Here is a 232-nt window from a genome sequence, read left to right on the forward strand (position 1 = left end):
AAATCCCCCGTTGCACATTTCCCGTTGTTTACCTGTTTCAGGGCATACGCAGGATACGGTTCCTTTGTAGTTATAAACGACGTTTTCCTTTCCCGGGAGTAATCGTGTTTTGTCGGGGTCTTTCCACATATTGCGAATATCAATGATGGGCTTAATCTTATACGTATCCCAGAGTTTCGTAATCAGCTTCGTGTCATCATAACCCCGGTCTCCCGCCATCGTTTCCGCTGTT

At 46.1% G+C, this 232-nt stretch carries 1 pseudogene; it reads right to left on the reverse strand.

Annotated features, from left to right (window positions below):
* Window positions 1-219 (reverse strand): annotated as a pseudogene (locus IC21_RS17240) (DDE transposase); the annotation flags it as partial.
* Window positions 220-232: the final 13 nt, after the last annotated feature.

The organism is Heyndrickxia coagulans DSM 1 = ATCC 7050 (genome assembly GCF_000290615.1).
Classification (GTDB): Bacteria; Bacillota; Bacilli; order Bacillales; family Bacillaceae_C; genus Weizmannia; species Weizmannia coagulans.